This is a genomic window from Microbacterium schleiferi, assembly GCF_038150145.1.
GTDB classification, from domain to species: Bacteria; Actinomycetota; Actinomycetes; order Actinomycetales; family Microbacteriaceae; genus Microbacterium; species Microbacterium schleiferi_B.
Map to the genome: position 1 here is coordinate 24574 of NZ_JBBWSA010000014.1, position 16191 is coordinate 40764.

Genomic DNA, 16191 nt, shown 5'->3' on the forward strand with positions numbered 1-16191 from the left:
CGGATGCCGCCGGATCGTGTCTCGGTTCTTCGCCTGCTGCGGCGGCGCTTCGGTGTGCCCCGTGGGGCTGCAACGGTCATCGTCGTTCTTGCTGCGATGACGGCCCTGCTCATCTCGGCAGCGCCACGCTTGCTGGTTCAGGTCACCCGGGACGAGGTCGCTCATCAGGTCGGTCAGCTTGCCCCGACAACCCGGGACTTGACAGGGACGGTATCGGCAGTCGTGCCCGAGGGCGGCATCCTGGGGCTGGAATCGTCACTGTCGAGCGCGCGCGATCAGTGGCCGTCGATCGTTCAGGGCCTCGTGGGTGACGGTCAGGTCGCTGTCTACGCGGATCCCCTGCGGGCAACACCCGACATTCTGGCGCCGACCTCGCCCTTAGCCGACGTCCAGTTCATGGCTGAGCCGGATGCCCTCGCACGCCTGCAGGTTGTCAACGGCTCGTGGCCGCAGGAGTGGTTGGGGAGCGGGCCGCTGCAGATCGCGCTCAGCGAAGACGCTGCCGGCACCATGGACTGGCAGATCGGAGAGCGGCGCACAATTCTCACCGCGACCGCACCGCTCGAGGTGATATTGACGGCAACCGTTCGAGCAACGGATCCGGACGACCCGCGCTGGCTCCACCTGCCAACGGCACTCACGGCAACCGTCTTCGATGACGGGAATCGGCGACCCGTGGCAACCTCCGCCGCGTGGATCGATCCCGGGACCTGGGACGCGTTGGACCCGCCCGGAACGGTGGTCGTGTGGTACCCCGTCAACGCCGACGGCGCCGCCGAGGTCGACGTCGCACAGCTGCTTCCAGCGATTCGCGCGATCGTCGCCTCGCCCCTGACTGTCGGCCCAGCCGGTGATCTTCGCGTCTCGCTGGAGTCCGGATTGGTCACCGCGCTCGGCACCGCAGTGGGGCGCACCGAAGCCACGCGCGCGATCCTCATGGTCGCAGCGGTCGGTCCGGTCGTCGTGGCCTTCTCGCTCGAGGTCCTCGCGGCGGCGCTCATGGTTCGTAGGCGAAGACAGCAGCTGGCGCTGCTGGCTGCGCGAGGTGCCGCGTCGTCGCAACTGCGGCGCCTGCTCGCTCTCGAGGGTGTGCTCCTCGGCGTTCCCGTGAGCATCATCGCCGCGGGGCTCGGTGTCGTTCTCGCTCCCGCGGATGCCGGCTGGATGCCTATGGTGCTTGCTGTCGTTGCGGGTGCAGTTCCGGCCGCGGCGCTCGCTCTTGCCCTTCCTCGAGATCTTCTGATCGTGGGCCGTGAAGACCTGGATCGTCGGCGTCGCACGCTGACCATGGTGGTTGCGCAGGTCCTCGTCGTGGTGCTCGCCGCGGCATCCGTCACCGTCTTGCTCGTACGCGGGGCGGGCGCCGGAGCCCTCGACCCGCTCGCGGTGGCTGCGCCGCTGCTTCTGACGGTAGCGCTCGCGCTGGTCGTAGTGCGGCTGCATCCGATCCCCCTTGCTCTGGCGTTGCGCGTGCAACGGCGTCGCCGGGGAGTAACGGGCCTCGTTGGGGCCGCACGAGCCGTTCGTGAGCCGGTCGCCGGCACCGCGGCCGTGCTCGCGATGCTCGTGGCGGTCGCGATCGCCGTCTTTTCCTCTGTTGTGCTGGCCACGGTCGACAGAGGAGCCGTCGTTGCGGCTCAACGCACGGTCGGTGCGGACATCCAGATCTCGGGACCCTACGTTGACAGCGACCAGCTCGCCGTGATCCGGGGGATCGACGGCGTCGCAGCCGTCGCGGGTTTGCTGCGGGGCGACTACCTGCCGGTAGCCGGACCCGGAGGACGCCTCACTGCCGAGGTCATCGCCACGGATCCGACGGCGCTCGCCGCGGTGCAGAGCGGGATGGTGGGAGCCGTCCCCGCGGGCGTCGCAGATGCGGAGGTTCCGATGCAGGTCGTGCCCTCGACAGCGCTGGCTGCCGAACTGGGTGGAGCCGTCACCGATGTCTCGGGAGCTTCTGCTGTGGGAGCCGAATCGATCAACGAGATCCTGGGCCTCACTGCGTCTTCGGAGTTCGTGGTCGTTGGATCCGAGGACTACACGGCCCTTACCGGCAAGGGCTTCTTCCCCCGGACGATACTGCTCGACCTCGCGCCCGGGTACGACGCCGCTCCCGTGGTCGATCAGGTCGGCCAGATCCTCGGCGGGACATTCTCGGTGAGTCTGTTGGATGCCTCGACCGATGAGATCCGCAGTTCCCCAGCGGTCACGGCGCTGCGGATCGCGTTGCTCAGCGCAGTAGGTATCGCGATTGGGCTTTCGGCTGTCGCCGTCCTCGTTGTGGCAGGCGTGACTCGCGATGCTCGTTCCCGCGTCATTGCGCTGCTACGCACGATGGGAATGGGGCGGCGCGCGACGCGCGGCATCGTGGCGTGGGAGTTCGTTCCGCTGGGAGTCACCGCGCTCGTGGCTGGCGGAGTTCTCGGCATCCTGCTGCCGCTCCTGATCGTGTTCTCAATCGACCTACGTCCGTTCACCGGCGGGGGCGTCCAACCCTCGCTCTTCATCGATCCCGTCTTGAGCGCTACGCTCGTCGCGATCGTGCTGGCAGCTCTCGCACTCGCCGTTCTCGGCGGTGTGTTGAGCGCCCGCGCGACGTCGACGGCGACAGTGCTGCGAGCGGGGGAGGACTGAGATGACACCAGTACGCTCGGCTGAAGCCGACATCCACTGCGAAGGACTCGTGCGGATCTTCACCGTCGCCGACATCGAGGTGCAGGCCCTGCAGGGACTCGACCTGCTCGTGGGCCGCGGTGAGCTGGTCGCGTTGGTTGGGGCCTCGGGATCGGGCAAGTCGACACTGCTGGCGATTCTGTCGGGACTCGATACGCCGACGGCAGGCAAGGCTGTGGTCGCCGGTCGTGACCTGCCGTCGTTGACGAGCCGCGATCGCGTCACGTACCGGCGTGATGTGGTCGGCTTTGTGTGGCAACAGACAGCCCGAAACCTTCTTCCGTACCTTTCTGCCCTCGAGAACGTCGAGCTGGCCGCCGCCATCGGACGCCGGCCCCGGGCGAAGGAGCGGGCACTGCAGATGCTGGATCTTGTCGGGGTGACACACCTGGCAGATCGATACCCCGCGGAGCTTTCCGGTGGACAGCAGCAGCGCGTCGCGATCGCGGTTGCGTTGGTGAACGAGCCGCGTGTGCTCCTGGCCGACGAGCCGACCGGGGATCTCGACGAGGAGGCGTCGGTGGAGGTGCTGCGGACCTTCGAGCGCGTCAACGCCGAGTTAGGCACGACCGCCCTGATCGTGACGCATGACCCCGCGGTCTCGGAGCACGTTCAGCGCACGGTGCAGATCCGGGACGGCCGCACCGCGACGGAGGTGCTGCGCTGGACGCATACCGACGATGAAGGACGTGAGCACGCCATGGCGGAAGAGTTTGTCGTGCTCGACCGGGTGGGCCGGATGCAGCTACCGGCGGACTACTTGACGAACCTCGGCCTGCGAGACCGGGTGCGTTTGCAGCTTCAGGCCGACCATGTAGCTGTCCGACCAGGTCACGAGGGTTCCGCGGTGCCGGACTCGGGTGCAGCGGCGGCGAGACGAGACGAGGCGGCGGATGAGTGAGCGTTCGGTGGAGCCGGTGGTCACGGCATCCGACATCTCGGTGACCCACGTCACACCGGCTGGCGAGGTTCATGCGCTCGTGCGCGCCTCCCTCGAGCTCTACCCGGGGGAGCTTGTCGTACTCATCGGACCCTCGGGGGCAGGAAAGACGACCCTCCTGCACGTCCTCGGTGGTATCGAGGCGGCCTCGAGCGGGTCAGTTCGTGTCGGACAGACGGTGGTCACGGATGCCCCGGAGCGCGACCTTGACAGGGCCAGGCGCGACGATATCGCGTTCATCTTCCAGTCGTTCGGGTTGCTCGATGCGCTCACTGCCGCGGAGAACGTCGAGATTCCCCTTCGGATCGCCCGGGCTGAACCCCGCGCGCGCGATGAGCGCGTCAGCGCACTCCTGGAGCGGGTCGGTCTGGCTGGCCACGCCGGGCAGCGTCCGGCGGAACTGTCTGGGGGGCAGCGTCAGCGCGTCGCGATCGCGCGGGCACTGGCAGCGTCGCCGCGCGTGCTGCTGGCCGATGAGCCGACAGGGCAACTCGATTCACATACTGCCGAGGCGATGATCGACCTCATCGCCTCGGTCGCGCATGACGACGGCGTCGCTGTGCTGCTCTCCACCCATGATCCATCGATCGTGGCGCGCGCGGATCGGGTGCTCGAGATCCACGACGGCGTGCTCACCGAGCGAAGCCTGCTGGCTCAGGCGGCGGCATCCGAGTGATCAACGCCTCGCACATCGGGGGCTGTCGGATAGCCTGAGCGCCAGGTGACAGGGCAAGACACCGGGGGATCCACATGGAGCTGAGTTCGTTTCCGATCATCGGTATCGCGCTTGCGGTGCTGTCGGCGGCGCTGCTCACTGTCGGAAACCATCTCCAGTCGGTCGGAGTCGAGCGAGCGAAGGGCGCCAGCACGTCGGGGCTCGGTGCCGCCGGATTCTGGGCTCTTGCGAAGACCCCCGTCTGGCTTCTCGGCTCCGTGCTGTTCGGGCTGGCGATCCTCGCGCAGCTGATCGCTCTCGCGTTCGCTCCCCTGATCGTGGTGCAGCCCGTCGGTGTCATCGCGTTGGTTTTTGCATCAGCGCTGACCGCGGTAGTCACTCGACGCAGGCCCAGCAGTGCCGAGATCGTCGCGATCCTGGTCGCGGTCGCGAGCCTCGCGGCGTTCGTTGGCGTCGCGGCCGCCGTCAGCGTGCAGACGACGATCACCGACCGTGAGCTCATCCTGATCCTCATCATCCTGCTCGTTGTTCTCGCCGCGACCTTCGCGACTCTTGCGCTGATGCGGCGGCGAGGCATCCCGCCCGTCGTCTATGTCGTGCTCGGCGGGCTGTTCGCGGGATTCGTCGCAACCCTCGGCAAGACCGTCATTCTGCGTGTCCAGACCGCGTGGGCCTCTCAGGACTTCGGTATCGACGACACCAACCTGCTGACGATCGCGTGCCTGATCGGGATCGCGGTGGCCGGCGCGCTGTCGATTTACTTCGTGCAGACAGCCCACACGGTGAGCAACCCGCAGACAGTCGTTGCGGGACTCACGATCGTCGACCCTTTCATTGCTGTCATCCTCGGTATCACGGTGCTCGGCGAGGCAGTCGGAGCGCCGCTGTGGAGCTTCGGCGTGTTTGCGGTTGCCGGCGCCGGTGCCATGTGGGCTGTCTGGCGACTCGCTTCGATCACTCAGCCGTCGCGGTGACCATCTCGACCAGCGACGTGACCGGTGAATCGGCTCGGGGAAAATATCTCTATGCCTGCATACGAGTTTTCCGCCGACCCGCGCCGTGTCGATCGGGTCACGGTTCACCGTTGGCTGAGTGAACTGTCATATTGGGCACGCGGGCGCAGTCGCGAGCAGCAGGATGCCGCGATCGACACTCTCGCAATTACGGGATCTATGACTCCGAAACCGGTACGCGCGGATCGTGACGGATGGCGCGACCTTCGCCTGGCTGTGCACGAGCACCACGAGGTCGAACTCGAGACCCTTCGCTGTGATCGGGGACAGCACCTTAACCCGACCGTGCGCGCGCGCCGACAGCGCGTCGCCACCGGCATGTCCCGTCGCGGTGATCATCGCGACGGTCGAGTCAGCGTTGGCTTCCGACCACGCATCAACGACCTCCCACAGTTCCGACTGCGGCACTCGGCGCACCGGTGCCCCGCCCGACCGGATCGAGCGCGGCACGTTCGCATCAGGCAGTACTGCACGGATGACAGAAGCGGCTTCGCTCATGATCTCTGCCGGCGTGCGGTAGTTGACCGTGAGCGTCGCGATCTCGATCCGCAGCAGCCCGACCCGCTCCAGCCGTCCTCGCCACGATTCCCCGAAACCGGCCCGCGCCTGCGCGCGGTCGCCGACAATCGTGAAGCTGCGAGAGGGACAACGCCGCACGAGCATGAGCCACTCGGCATCCGTCAACTCTTGAGCCTCGTCGACCACGATGTGCGCGAACGGGCCGGCCAGCGCTTCCCGAACGGGAGAGGTCACCGCCGATTCGTCCACCAGGCTATTGCGCAGATCTTCGCCGTCCATCCAGCTCAGAAGTTCATCACCGCCCTCGATGAGCCGTTCGATAACGCGCGACATCTCCTCGCGCTGCGCCGTGAGACGGATCTCTCGCTCCGCGCTTCGCGATGTGCTGACGGCTCGCCCAGCCGATGACGGGCCGCATCCAGGAGCGGCAGGTCCGACGTCGTCCAGGCGTCGGCAGGATCCCGCTGCAGGAGCGTGATCTCGGCATCCGTGAGCCAGGGGGCACATCGACGTAGATACGCCGGCACCGACCACAGGTCCGCGACAGGGACGGATGCCGCAACCGCCGGCCACGCGCGCTGGAACGTGCGCTGCAACCCCTCATGCTGGATGAGTGCGCGACGCAGCAGATGCGGTGGTACTTCTTCCGGGTCCGTCTGGTCGTCGAGGATCTCCAGCAGCGCTTCCCAGACCTGTGAACGCGCTTCATTGTGGGGTGTGCCCGGTTCTGCAGCGCCAAAGGCCTCCTCCCAATCCGACGAGGTGAGCGTCAGCTCGCCCCAGGGCGTGTCGATGGCAAGGGCCTGCTTCGGGGGTTCCTCATACAGCCGCACCGCGGGCTCGATCGCGGCCACCATTCGCGGATCGCCCATAAGCGCGGCAACACGCGTGTCGGTTTCGTCGGCGCTAGCCGCAGCATCCGGAACGAAGTCTCGGACCGTACACGTGAGCACGCTGTCTTCGCCAAGGCTCGGGAGCACGTCGGCGACATAGTCGAGGTACGGCTCGTGGGGGCCGACGAAGAGGATGCCGCCGCGGCCGGCCGCCAACCGCTGGTCGGTCGCTAGAAGGTACGCGGCACGGTGGAGTGCGACCACGGTCTTTCCCGTACCGGGCCCGCCCTCGACGACGAGCGTGCCGGCAGACGAGGCGCGGATGATCGCATCCTGATCTGCCTGGATCGCGCCGAGCACGTCACGCATGCGCGGCGACCGCGACGCTCCGAGCGAGGTGAGGAACGCCGAATCGTCATCAAGTGAGAGGGCCGTGGTGTCGGCATCCGGCAGGAGGGCCTCATCCCAATAGTCGACGATGCGTCCGCTATTCCACCGGTAGCGGCGACGGCTCGCGACACCCTCGGAGCGCGCGGGGGTGGCCGCAAAGAACGGGCGTGCGGCGAGAGCGCGCCAGTCCAGAAGAAGCGGCGCCCCATCGGCATCCGTCAGGCGTCGTCGAGATGGATCTTGGCGGTTACCGCCTTGTGTGCGAGGGCTTGCGGGAGGGCAAAGGCGGATGTCGGCGTCGTGCTCATGTGGTCATCTCCGGTCTCGCGCGAGCGATCACCACACGTGAAATCGCAGCGCGACCTGCGATTCTGCCGCAGCGAGGGGCCCTTGCCGCAAGCCCCCGTCCCCCTGGGATAATGGAAAGGGAAGAGGGTGTCGGCGCCGAGCGGTACGCTCGCGGAATGCATCGCCTCACGCGGGATGAAGCGCGCCGGATCGCCGTGCGTGCGCAGTTGCTGGATGCCGACCGTCCCGGCGACGTCGTCGAGGTCGCCGAGCAACTCGGGAGCATCAAGATCGACCCGACCGCAACCATTGCTCCCGCGGAACAGACCGCATTCTGGAGCCGAATCGGGTGGGGCTATGAGCCAGGTCAGCTGAAGAAGGCCGTTGAAGACGATCGTCTGCTGTTCGAATTCGACGGGCGGTTCTTCTCCTCCAGCCTGATGCCCTACATGGTGCCGCTGATGCGTGCCCGGCAGTTGCGTGCTGCCTCCCGTGAGTACCTCGAGGCGAACGCCGCCTTTCGCAAGGATGTGCTGGCTCGCCTACGCGCTGAGGGGCCGCTGCTGGCATCCGAGATTCCTGACACCAGCGTTGTGCAGCGCAGCAACGAGAGCGGCTGGTACGGATCGAATCAGGTGCCGCGGATGCTCGAACTGCTCTCGGTCATCGGCGAGGTTGCAGTGGTTCGACGCGAAAACCGCCAGCGCGTGTGGGACCTGGCAGAGCGGCTGTACGGCCCGGATGACGGATCCATCACGCCCCAGGAAGCCGAGGAGCGGATGCAGCAGCGGCGCCTTCAGGCCGCCGGGATCGCGCGCCAGAAGTCACACTGGAGCGACGTCGGCATGGTCGGCGAGCCCGCGGAGGTCGAGGGGAGTGCGTGGAAGTGGCGCGTTGACCCCGAGGCGATCGCCGCCCTCGATGACGACCCCGGTGGCCGCGTCGCGATCCTCAACCCCTACGACCGGATGCTCTTCGACCGCCCGCGTCTTGCCGAGCTGTTCGATTTCGACTTCATCCTCGAGCAGTTCAAGCCCAAAGCCCAGCGCGTGTACGGCTATTTCGTGCATCCGATCCTCATCGGCGACCGCTTCTCGGCGCTGCTGGATGCCGAACTCGACAAGAAGAAAGAGAACCTCGTCGTCTCGGCGGTGCACGAACTCATCCCGTTCGACGACGAGGAGCGCGAGATGGTGGATGCCGAGATCCGCGACCTCGGGGAGTGGCTCGGCGTCCCCGTGGTGTTTACCTCGGGACGCCGGTAGCTCCGAACCCCTACGCTCAGACCATGGCGCACCGGATCTTCACGACGAGCTTCGCGTCCGTCTACCCGCTCTACGTCGCCAAGGCAGAGCGCAAGGGGCGGTCGAAGGCCGAAGTTGACGAGATTATCGCCTGGCTGACGGGCTTTGACGACGGCGATCTGGCGCGGCACCTCGATGACGAGACGACGTTCGAGGAGTTCTTCGCGGATGCCGACCTCAACCCGCGCGTCTCGGCCGTCACCGGCGTGGTGTGCGGCGTGCGGGTGGAAGAAATCGAGGACCCGCTGATGCAGAAGATCCGCTATCTCGACAAGCTGATCGACGAACTGGCCAAGGGCAAGGCCATGCCGAAGATCCTCCGGGAGGCGTGAGAATGCCGCTGGTCGATCATCTGGGGATCTCGGTCGCCGACGTCGCGGCGACCGCTGACCGATTCGAGCCGGTGCTCACCGAGCTCGGCTACGTTCGCACGGATGCCGGGGCCACCGTGTTCTGGACGAGACCGGGCGAGACGGAACTCATCTTCTACCCCGCTCGCGACGTCGGGAGCGGTCCGCATGAGCATGGCCGGATCGGCTGGCAGCACCTGGCTTTCGCAATCGATTCGCGTGCTGAGGTCGATCGGCTTCACGGGGTGGCTGTGGCTGCAGGCTGGGTAGCGGTACGCGATCCGAAGCCCTATCCGCGCTTCACGCCCCGGTACTACGCATCCTTCCTCGAGGATGAGAACGGCATCCGTATCGAGTTCATGCACAACCCGCCCCGCGAGGTGAAGGACTGACCGCGGCCGCCTGCACCGTCCGCGTTGGTCGTCAGGTGCTGTTGCTGGCGGGGATAGTCGCGTAGTTCGACGGATGCATGCGCCAAACCCCCTCCTCCCTGCGGTGTATGACATCGCGTGGTCGGCGATCGTCACCCTCGCCTTGCTCCTGACTGTCGTGGCGCTGATTGTGCTTGCCCGCTCCGCCCGACAGCTCACCGGAGGCTGGCATTGATCTGGACGCTTCTGATCCTCTTCGTCCCGGTCGTCGGCCCGGCGCTCTGGCTGACGGCCGGGCGCCGGATGACTCTCGCAACGAGCCACGATCGGCCGTAGCGGAGCTCGGCATCTTCGGGTCGGGGCCTCCGTTCAGTCGCGCCTTGACGCTGGTCGCAAAGCGCGAAAGTCGCGCGAAGGCGCGACTGAACGGGAGTGTCGGGGCACCTCGCGATTCGAGCTTTCTGGGGTGCGCCTAGCCAGGATGAATGTCGGAGTTATGTTCTAATGTCGAGGCATGACAAACTCGCTGGCAGGTATTGCGGAGGCGCTTGAAGCGCTTGCTGCTGCTGGCGCCGAACGATCGCCGGAGTCGCTGACCGCGGCCGAGCTGGTTGCCGTAAACAACGCCTACGGAGCGTTGCGGCGGCGAGTTGATGCAGCGTTCGCGCCGGTCGCCGCTGAGATCGCTCGCCAGTCGCGTAGGGAGCTCGGTAAGGAGTCTCTCGCCAAGCGTCACGGGTTCGCATCGCCCGCCGCGCTGATTTCCACCACGAGCGGCACCGGCATCGGCGAGGCGCTTCGCATCGTCCAGGTCGGTGAGGCTACCTCGCCACGGATGACGCTCACGGGCGATCCGCTGCCCGCGAAACGGCAGTTCGTGGCCGCCTCGGTCGCCCGAGGAGACCTCGGCGTAACGCCGGCGGCGGCGATCGTGACACTTCTCGACCGGCTTTCCCTCCGCGCAGAAGCCGCGCGCATCGACGAGGCCGAACGGCAGCTCGTTCAGCTTGCGCCGGGGCTGCGGCCCGATGAACTCTCGAAGCTCCTCGCGCGCGTCGAGGCGCACCTCGATCCCGATGGTGTGGAACCGCGGCACGAGGATGCTAGGGCGCAGCGCTCTCTCGTCATCCAGGAACGCGACGGCATGGTGACACTCACTGCAAAGTTGGATGCCGAGACCGCGGCGCCCGTTAAGACGGCGATCGAAGCGATGGTGACCCAGGAACTGCGCCGCAATGAGCATGCAACCACCGACGAGCGCGACTTGCGATCCGTAAAGCAGCTTGCCGCAGACGCGTTGGCTGACCTGTGCCGGCACGGATTGAGCTGTGACCGTGTCCCGACTGGTCCCGCAACCACCGTTGTCGTGCGTATGAGCCTTGAGGAATTGCAGAGCGGCATTGGGGCTGCCACGATCGACGGCCTTGACCAGCCGGTTTCGGCAGGAGCCGTCCGCCGGCTCGCCGCCGACGCGCAAGTCATTCCGTGCGTGCTGGGTGGCGAGAGCGAGATTCTCGACTGGGGAAGGCTGAAGCGTTTGTTCACGCCCGCCCAGAAGGTTGCGTTGGCTGGAAGAGACGGCGGATGCATCTTCTGCGGCGCCCCGCCGGGGTGGTGCATTGTTCATCACGCGAAGTGGTGGGAACGAGACACGGGTCCAACAGATCTCGAGAACGGCGTGCTCCTGTGCACCCGCTGTCACCATCGCGTTCATGACGACGGATGGGAGATCGAGATCGAGAGCACTGGCCCGGCTGGAAAGGTCTGGATCATCCCTCCCGCATGGATCGACCCCGCCCGGACGCCCCGGCTCGCCGGCAACTCCCGGTACGCCCTCACAGCCTGAACTCCGGGCGCTGGTCGGGGCGGCAGAGGGGCATCGGGTACGATAGACAGGCTGTTCTGGTGACGTGTCTGAGCGGCCTAAGGAGCACGATTGGAAGTCGTGTGTGCGTGCAAGCGCACCGTGGGTTCAAATCCCACCGTCACCGCCACATGTCCTGAGCCGCGTCATCGTTTACGAACGGGTCGCGGCTCAGGGCTTTTTCGTCTAGCTGCGGGGAAACAGGCCGAGCACCAGTGACCGGGGCGCGACCAGGGCGATCGATCGTCGCGCAGGAGAGGCCGCCAGCATCACCTGGCCGCGAACCTCTCGAGCCGCCTGGGCGAGCGTCCCCCGCTCGGTTCCGCCATCGCCTGGCCGCGGCCTCGGCGCCGTGCCAACACCGGCCAGTGCATAGGACTCTCGTTCAATCGCCGACACGAGCACAGACATGGCGGTCGCATCAACGCCGTGCTCCCGCACGAGCCGGTCCCCGAGCATCCGCGGGGTGTCGCTACCTGCCACCCGGATGCCGAGATCCACCGCCGTATCCCGAACAACTGCCCACGCGGCCACCGCGTCACCGCGCGTGGCCGAAGCAAGCAGTCGCCGTCGGCGCAGCTCAGCAACAACGCCCGGCGCGGCTAGCAGAGCGAGTAGCCCGAGGGTGAAGGCTCCCCACCCGAAGGCCGCAAGGTTCCGCTGCAGAGGAAGGGGCACCGAGGCGTTCGGGGTGTCGAGGTTCTCGGAGAGGGCCGATCGCGTGGGCTGCGGCGTCGCCGACGGCGCGGATGACGCGGTCGGCGTGGGGTTGGCCGCGTCATCCTGTGCGACATCCGTGGCCGAACCGAACCGCGTCGCCGTCCCGAGGCTGTTGGTCGGCTCGAACGCGACCCAGCCGATCCCGTCGAAGTACACCTCTGGCCACGCGTGAAGCTGTCCGCTGAGCACCGACCGCACGTTCTGCCCGTCAACGACAGTGCTCGTGTTGACGCCGGGCAGATAGCCCACCACGATCCGCGAGGGCATATCGAGGGTTCGCGCCATGAGCGCGAATGCCGACGCGTAGTGCACGCAATACCCGGACTTCACCTCGAGGAACGCCGCAACGGCGTCAGCTCCCGACCCGTCGAATCCCTGCTCGACCGGGGCATCGAGCGAGTACCGGAAGTCCGGGCCGCGGAACCAGGACTGCATCGCGATCAGAGCGTCATAGTCGTTCGTGGTTCCGGCCGTGATCTCTCGCGCGGTCTGGGCGATGATCTCGGGAAGATTGTCGGGCAGAGCGGATGCCGTGTCCCGAACCCGGTCAGGATTGGCATCCGCTGCTCGGATCTGGTCGAGGGTCGGCTCGGGGACGCGGGTCTCGACGACATACGACTGTCCCTGCGTTGCGCCGTTGTCGCCCACGACCGTCCGGTTCAGCGGCATCACGTTCCACGAACCCGACAGGCCTTCGACTCCCACGGCGGGGAAGGGCACCGGAAGCCAGGATGTGGAGAGGTCGGTGATCTCGACAGTCGTGGAATAGTCGCCTACCTCGATGCCGGGACCGGTTTCGACATCGCCGAACGCGGCTCCGCCTTCCAACGGAAGCGACCACGTCCGATCGGGTTCCCAGACTGCGCCGGTGAACTCGCTGAGGGTGGCCACGCGCAGGTAAGGAGGCAACGGGGCGGTCGAGCGCATCCGCAGGACCTCGATCTGATCCGGGCGACGCAGATCCTGCCCAAGCGAGAGGGATGCATCGATCCCGGCGGTTCCGCTTCCGGACGCGACCCGGGGCCCTGGCTGGGGGAGTGAGGGGGTGATGATGAGGGTCGCGACGAGCGCGAGCGCTCCGATGCCTGCTGCGACAGCGGAGGCGCCGCTTGCGCGTCCACTTCGAGGCTCCCGGCCGCGCGTCTCGGCGCGAAGCATCAGCAGCACAGCCGCCGCAAGCAGTGCGAACGACCACAGGTTCACGGTGCTCGGCACCGCGAGCGCAGGAATCAACGACACCGTGAACAGGGCGACACCAGCCAGGAGTGGCATCCGCGCTGTCAACGCGATGTGATCCACGGCAATCGTGAACAGGCCGGCCGCCCCGACGACCAAGAAGCTCAACGCCGGAGTGGGGACCATGGGGGCCGCGCTGTAGAAGATCTCCTCGGATGCCGCGGCCACGAGGCCCGCGGCCTGATCGACGCTCGCAAAGAGCGGGATGATTCCCCACAGAGCGCTCTCTCGCAGAAACACGACGGTGACCACGCCGATCGTGAGCGCAAGCTCGACGGCGCTGATGCCGATCGCCGACATCCGGGTGCGGCGAAGCAAAAACCCCGTGACCATGATCGCCCCCGACAGTGCGAGGGTTCCCCAGATCCAGGCGCCGGGCGCGATGACCCGGGTCACCGGCAGGAGCGCGGCAACCACCCCGATCATCACACCGATGGTCAGCAGGGCGTCCGAGCGTCCGCTTCGCATCCCTCGGCGGCGGGCGCTGCGGGCTGCTCGCCATCGTGTCGACCAGTTCATCGCTTCTGGCCCTGATCTCGTGCGTCGTCCCACCATCCGGGCATCTCGGGTCCCACCCGAATGGCCTGAACGCGCCACCCCAACTCCGCTGCTCGGTCGAAGGCGTCGGCGCTGGCACCCGTGGCCAGCAGAATCGGCAGGGTCGTGTGAGCGCCGATGGGGGCGAGGGCAGCGATGTCGGCTTCAGAGACGGTTCCGGTGATCATCACGATCGGGCCACTACCGACTCGAGCGAAGGCACGCGGCAAGTCGTGGATGCTGTGCCCGGTGCCCGCGACGATCGTTGCGCAATCCGCGGCGAACGCGTCGAGCAGCGCCTTCTCGCCCGGCTCGATCGGCTCGTGGAGCGCGGTTCCGTCGCTGTCGAGGACGCTGACCGTGTAGCCGTCGCGGGAGAGCTGCGCGACAGCCGAGACGGTCGTGGCAACTGCCGCCTCGAAAGCGGGATCCTGCCCGGGGGCTGCGGCGGCCCCGGCGCCCCAGCGCGCATCGTCCCGGTCGATCACGACGACGGCATCCGGTGCAGCCTCGTTCTCTTCCTGGCGCACCATCAGGCCGTCGTAGTGAGCTGACGCACGCCAGTGGATGCGGCGCATCGAATCCCCCGGCTGATAGGGGCGGGCCAGCAGGTTGTCCACGCCGTGGCCCCGCTGGGTGTGGGTGGCGTGGAGCGCCCCACCCGCTGTCGCCGTCATCGCACGCAGCGCCGTGACCTCGACCTGCGCGGGGGCGACCCTGACCGATTCGGCGGCGACAACCCGCACCGCGCGGCGGGCCAGCCCGAAGGGGTCTTCGGTGACCACCCGCAGCGGGCCGAGAGCGTAGGTGCCACGCGTGGTGGGCGTCACGCTGTAGGTCACCGTCGCGACTCGCTCGGCGCCGCGCCACATCAGATCGCCCTCGAGTTGGCCGATGAAGACCGGATCGGCGTGCTCGTGCCACCGCCCCGATCTGCCCATCATGCGGGTCGGCGGCCGTAGCGTCACCGTAACCGTCGTGGGTTTGCCGACCGTCGCGACGTCAGGGACGATCCGTCTGGGTGTTGCGGTGGGAGCCGCGCGAAACCAGAGCGATGCGAGGCTCCCCGCGCACAGCACCGCCATGAGGACACCGAAGAACATGAGTTCGAGCACGCCGGTCTCGCCCGCGATCACGAACGAGGCGATGGAAAGCGTCAGAGCACCGGTGCCCCGAAGCGTGAATGGCCACCAGCGCATGTCACCGCCGAGAGGCAAGCGGCACGCGGGCGCTGGCGGCGATCTGGTCGAGAGCGCCTGCTACCGCTGCCTCGCCGTGGTTGGCGCCGCCAGCTGCCCGGGTGGCGATCAGGCGGTGGGCGAACACGGCATGCAGCAGGCCGGTGATGTCATCGGGAATGACAAAGGATCGCCCTTCCAGCGCCGCCGCCACCTTGGCGGCTCGCACCAGTTGCAGCGTCGCGCGCGGGCTCGCTCCGAGCTTCAGGTCAGGGTGAGCGCGGGTCGCCTGAGCAAGAGCGACGGTGTACTCCTCGATGGCCGGTGCCACGTGGATGTGCCGCGCCGCCACGATCAACTCCGCCACCTCGTGGGTCGTGACGACCGGTCGCACGGATTCGAGCGGGTTGACGGTCTCGCGCTGGCGCAGCATGAGCGCTTCGGCGCGCGCATCCGGGTACCCCATCGAGATCCGCATCGTGAACCTGTCACGCTGCGCCTCGGGAAGCGCGTAGGTCCCCTCCATCTCGAGCGGGTTCTGGGTGGCAACGACCAGGAACGGATGCGGCACGAGGTGCGTGTGGCCGTCGACGGTGACCTGCCGTTCCTCCATCGCCTCCAGCAGTGCGGATTGGGTCTTGGGGGAGGAGCGGTTGATCTCGTCGGCGATCACGATGTTGGCGAACACCGCTCCGGGCTTGAACTCGAACTCACGATCGATGGGGTTGAAGGCCGAGACGCCGGTGACGTCGCCCGGGAGCAAGTCGGGAGTGAACTGGATGCGTCGCACGGCGGCATCGATGGATGCTGCCAGCGCTCGAGCGAGCATCGTCTTGCCGACGCCGGGCACATCCTCAATAAGAAGGTGCCCCTCGGCGAGCAGGCAGATGAGCGCACTGCGAGCTGCCTCCGGCTTACCGTCGATCACGGACGTGATAGCCCCGAGGATCGCGTCGGTGACCTCGGCGAATCGCTCCACGGCAACCGGCGGGCTTCCCGGGGCGACCTGATCCTCGCCGATGACGCTCTCGGTCATACCGCCCCCTCCGCCTGTGGGCGCGCCGCCTCGTCGGATACGCGGCGCCTCGTCGGTCGTTGCACAATCGTAACCTTGGCCGGTGGGCGCGGCTCTGGGAGGACGCCGCGAATCCCGGCCAGGGCGAATGGTTAGACTAGGGGAAGCTCTCCGCGCGGCGGCATCCAGGCCAACTCCCCCAGGACGGAAACGTAGCAAGGGTAACCAGGCTCTGCCGGGTGCGCGGAGAGTCTTACTTTTATCCGGCACCTCGCCTGCGCCGT

14 protein-coding genes, 1 tRNA gene and 1 other RNA gene are annotated in these 16191 nt (G+C 67.2%); 11 read left to right on the forward strand and 5 right to left on the reverse strand.

Annotated features, from left to right (window positions below; all coding sequences use genetic code 11):
- Positions 1–3 precede the first annotated feature (3 nt).
- From AADH62_RS13750 to AADH62_RS13765, 4 genes are all read left to right on the forward strand, one after another.
- Positions 4–2634, forward strand: a complete 2631-nt coding sequence (locus AADH62_RS13750; RefSeq protein WP_341579984.1) for an FtsX-like permease family protein — start codon at positions 4–6, stop codon at positions 2632–2634.
- Position 2635: 1 nt separating this feature from the next.
- Positions 2636–3574 (forward strand): ABC transporter ATP-binding protein, encoded by a 939-nt coding sequence (locus tag AADH62_RS13755; RefSeq protein ID WP_341579986.1) that lies wholly within the window; start codon positions 2636–2638, stop codon positions 3572–3574.
- Complete coding sequence (locus AADH62_RS13760; RefSeq protein ID WP_341579987.1) at positions 3567–4289, forward strand: ABC transporter ATP-binding protein; 723 nt, start codon at positions 3567–3569, stop codon at positions 4287–4289. Before AADH62_RS13755 ends, AADH62_RS13760 begins: the two co-directional genes overlap by 8 nt.
- A 74-nt stretch (positions 4290–4363) precedes the next feature.
- Entirely contained in the window at positions 4364–5263 is a 900-nt protein-coding gene (locus AADH62_RS13765; protein ID WP_341579988.1) for a multidrug DMT transporter permease, read from the forward strand.
- A gap of 126 nt (positions 5264–5389) precedes the next feature.
- Here AADH62_RS13765 and AADH62_RS13770 read toward each other — a convergent pair whose 3' ends face one another.
- Together AADH62_RS13770 and AADH62_RS13775 are read right to left on the reverse strand one after the other, a co-directional pair.
- A complete protein-coding gene (locus tag AADH62_RS13770) occupies positions 5390–6154 on the reverse strand; it encodes a hypothetical protein (protein ID WP_341579990.1) in 765 nt (254 codons plus the stop codon).
- The gene (locus AADH62_RS13775; protein ID WP_341579991.1) at positions 6106–7023 is read right to left on the reverse strand and encodes a UvrD-helicase domain-containing protein; all 918 of its coding nucleotides are present in this window, start codon (positions 7021–7023) and stop codon (positions 6106–6108) included. Before AADH62_RS13775 ends, AADH62_RS13770 begins: the two co-directional genes overlap by 49 nt.
- A gap of 485 nt (positions 7024–7508) precedes the next feature.
- On the opposite strand from AADH62_RS13775, the gene AADH62_RS13780 reads away from it, so the two are divergent.
- The 6 genes from AADH62_RS13780 (at position 7509) to AADH62_RS13805 (ending at position 11351) form a co-directional block, all read left to right on the forward strand.
- A complete protein-coding gene (locus tag AADH62_RS13780; RefSeq protein WP_341579992.1) occupies positions 7509–8597 on the forward strand; it encodes a DNA glycosylase AlkZ-like family protein in 1089 nt (362 codons plus the stop codon).
- Between the two features lie 23 nt (positions 8598–8620).
- Positions 8621–8968 carry a DUF2200 domain-containing protein gene (locus tag AADH62_RS13785; RefSeq protein ID WP_341579993.1) on the forward strand — a complete coding sequence of 116 codons (348 nt, stop codon included), beginning with the start codon at positions 8621–8623 and terminating at the stop codon, positions 8966–8968.
- Positions 8969–8970: 2 nt separating this feature from the next.
- On the forward strand, positions 8971–9378 hold the full coding sequence (locus AADH62_RS13790) for a VOC family protein (protein ID WP_341580027.1): 408 nt from the start codon (positions 8971–8973) through the stop codon (positions 9376–9378).
- A 210-nt stretch (positions 9379–9588) separates the two neighbouring features.
- The gene (locus AADH62_RS13795; RefSeq protein ID WP_341579994.1) at positions 9589–9693 is read left to right on the forward strand and encodes a PLDc N-terminal domain-containing protein; all 105 of its coding nucleotides are present in this window, start codon (positions 9589–9591) and stop codon (positions 9691–9693) included.
- 178 nt (positions 9694–9871) lie between these two features.
- Complete coding sequence (locus tag AADH62_RS13800; protein WP_341579995.1) at positions 9872–11203, forward strand: HNH endonuclease signature motif containing protein; 1332 nt, start codon at positions 9872–9874, stop codon at positions 11201–11203.
- 58 nt (positions 11204–11261) lie between these two features.
- Positions 11262–11351 (forward strand) — tRNA-Ser (locus AADH62_RS13805).
- A gap of 56 nt (positions 11352–11407) precedes the next feature.
- Here AADH62_RS13805 and AADH62_RS13810 read toward each other — a convergent pair.
- The 3 genes from AADH62_RS13810 to AADH62_RS13820 are packed head-to-tail and all read right to left on the reverse strand — an operon-like array spanning position 11408 to position 15928.
- Positions 11408–13696, reverse strand: a complete 2289-nt coding sequence (locus tag AADH62_RS13810) for a DUF3488 and transglutaminase-like domain-containing protein (protein ID WP_341579996.1) — start codon at positions 13694–13696, stop codon at positions 11408–11410.
- On the reverse strand, positions 13693–14913 hold the full coding sequence (locus AADH62_RS13815) for a DUF58 domain-containing protein (protein ID WP_341579997.1): 1221 nt from the start codon (positions 14911–14913) through the stop codon (positions 13693–13695). Before AADH62_RS13815 ends, AADH62_RS13810 begins: the two co-directional genes overlap by 4 nt.
- 1 nt (position 14914) lies before the next feature.
- On the reverse strand, positions 14915–15928 hold the full coding sequence (locus AADH62_RS13820) for a MoxR family ATPase (RefSeq protein ID WP_341579998.1): 1014 nt from the start codon (positions 15926–15928) through the stop codon (positions 14915–14917).
- A 141-nt stretch (positions 15929–16069) separates the two neighbouring features.
- Between AADH62_RS13820 and ffs the strand changes: the two genes are divergently transcribed.
- An RNA gene (gene ffs, locus AADH62_RS13825) (signal recognition particle sRNA small type) lies at positions 16070–16166 on the forward strand.
- Positions 16167–16191 lie beyond the last annotated feature (25 nt).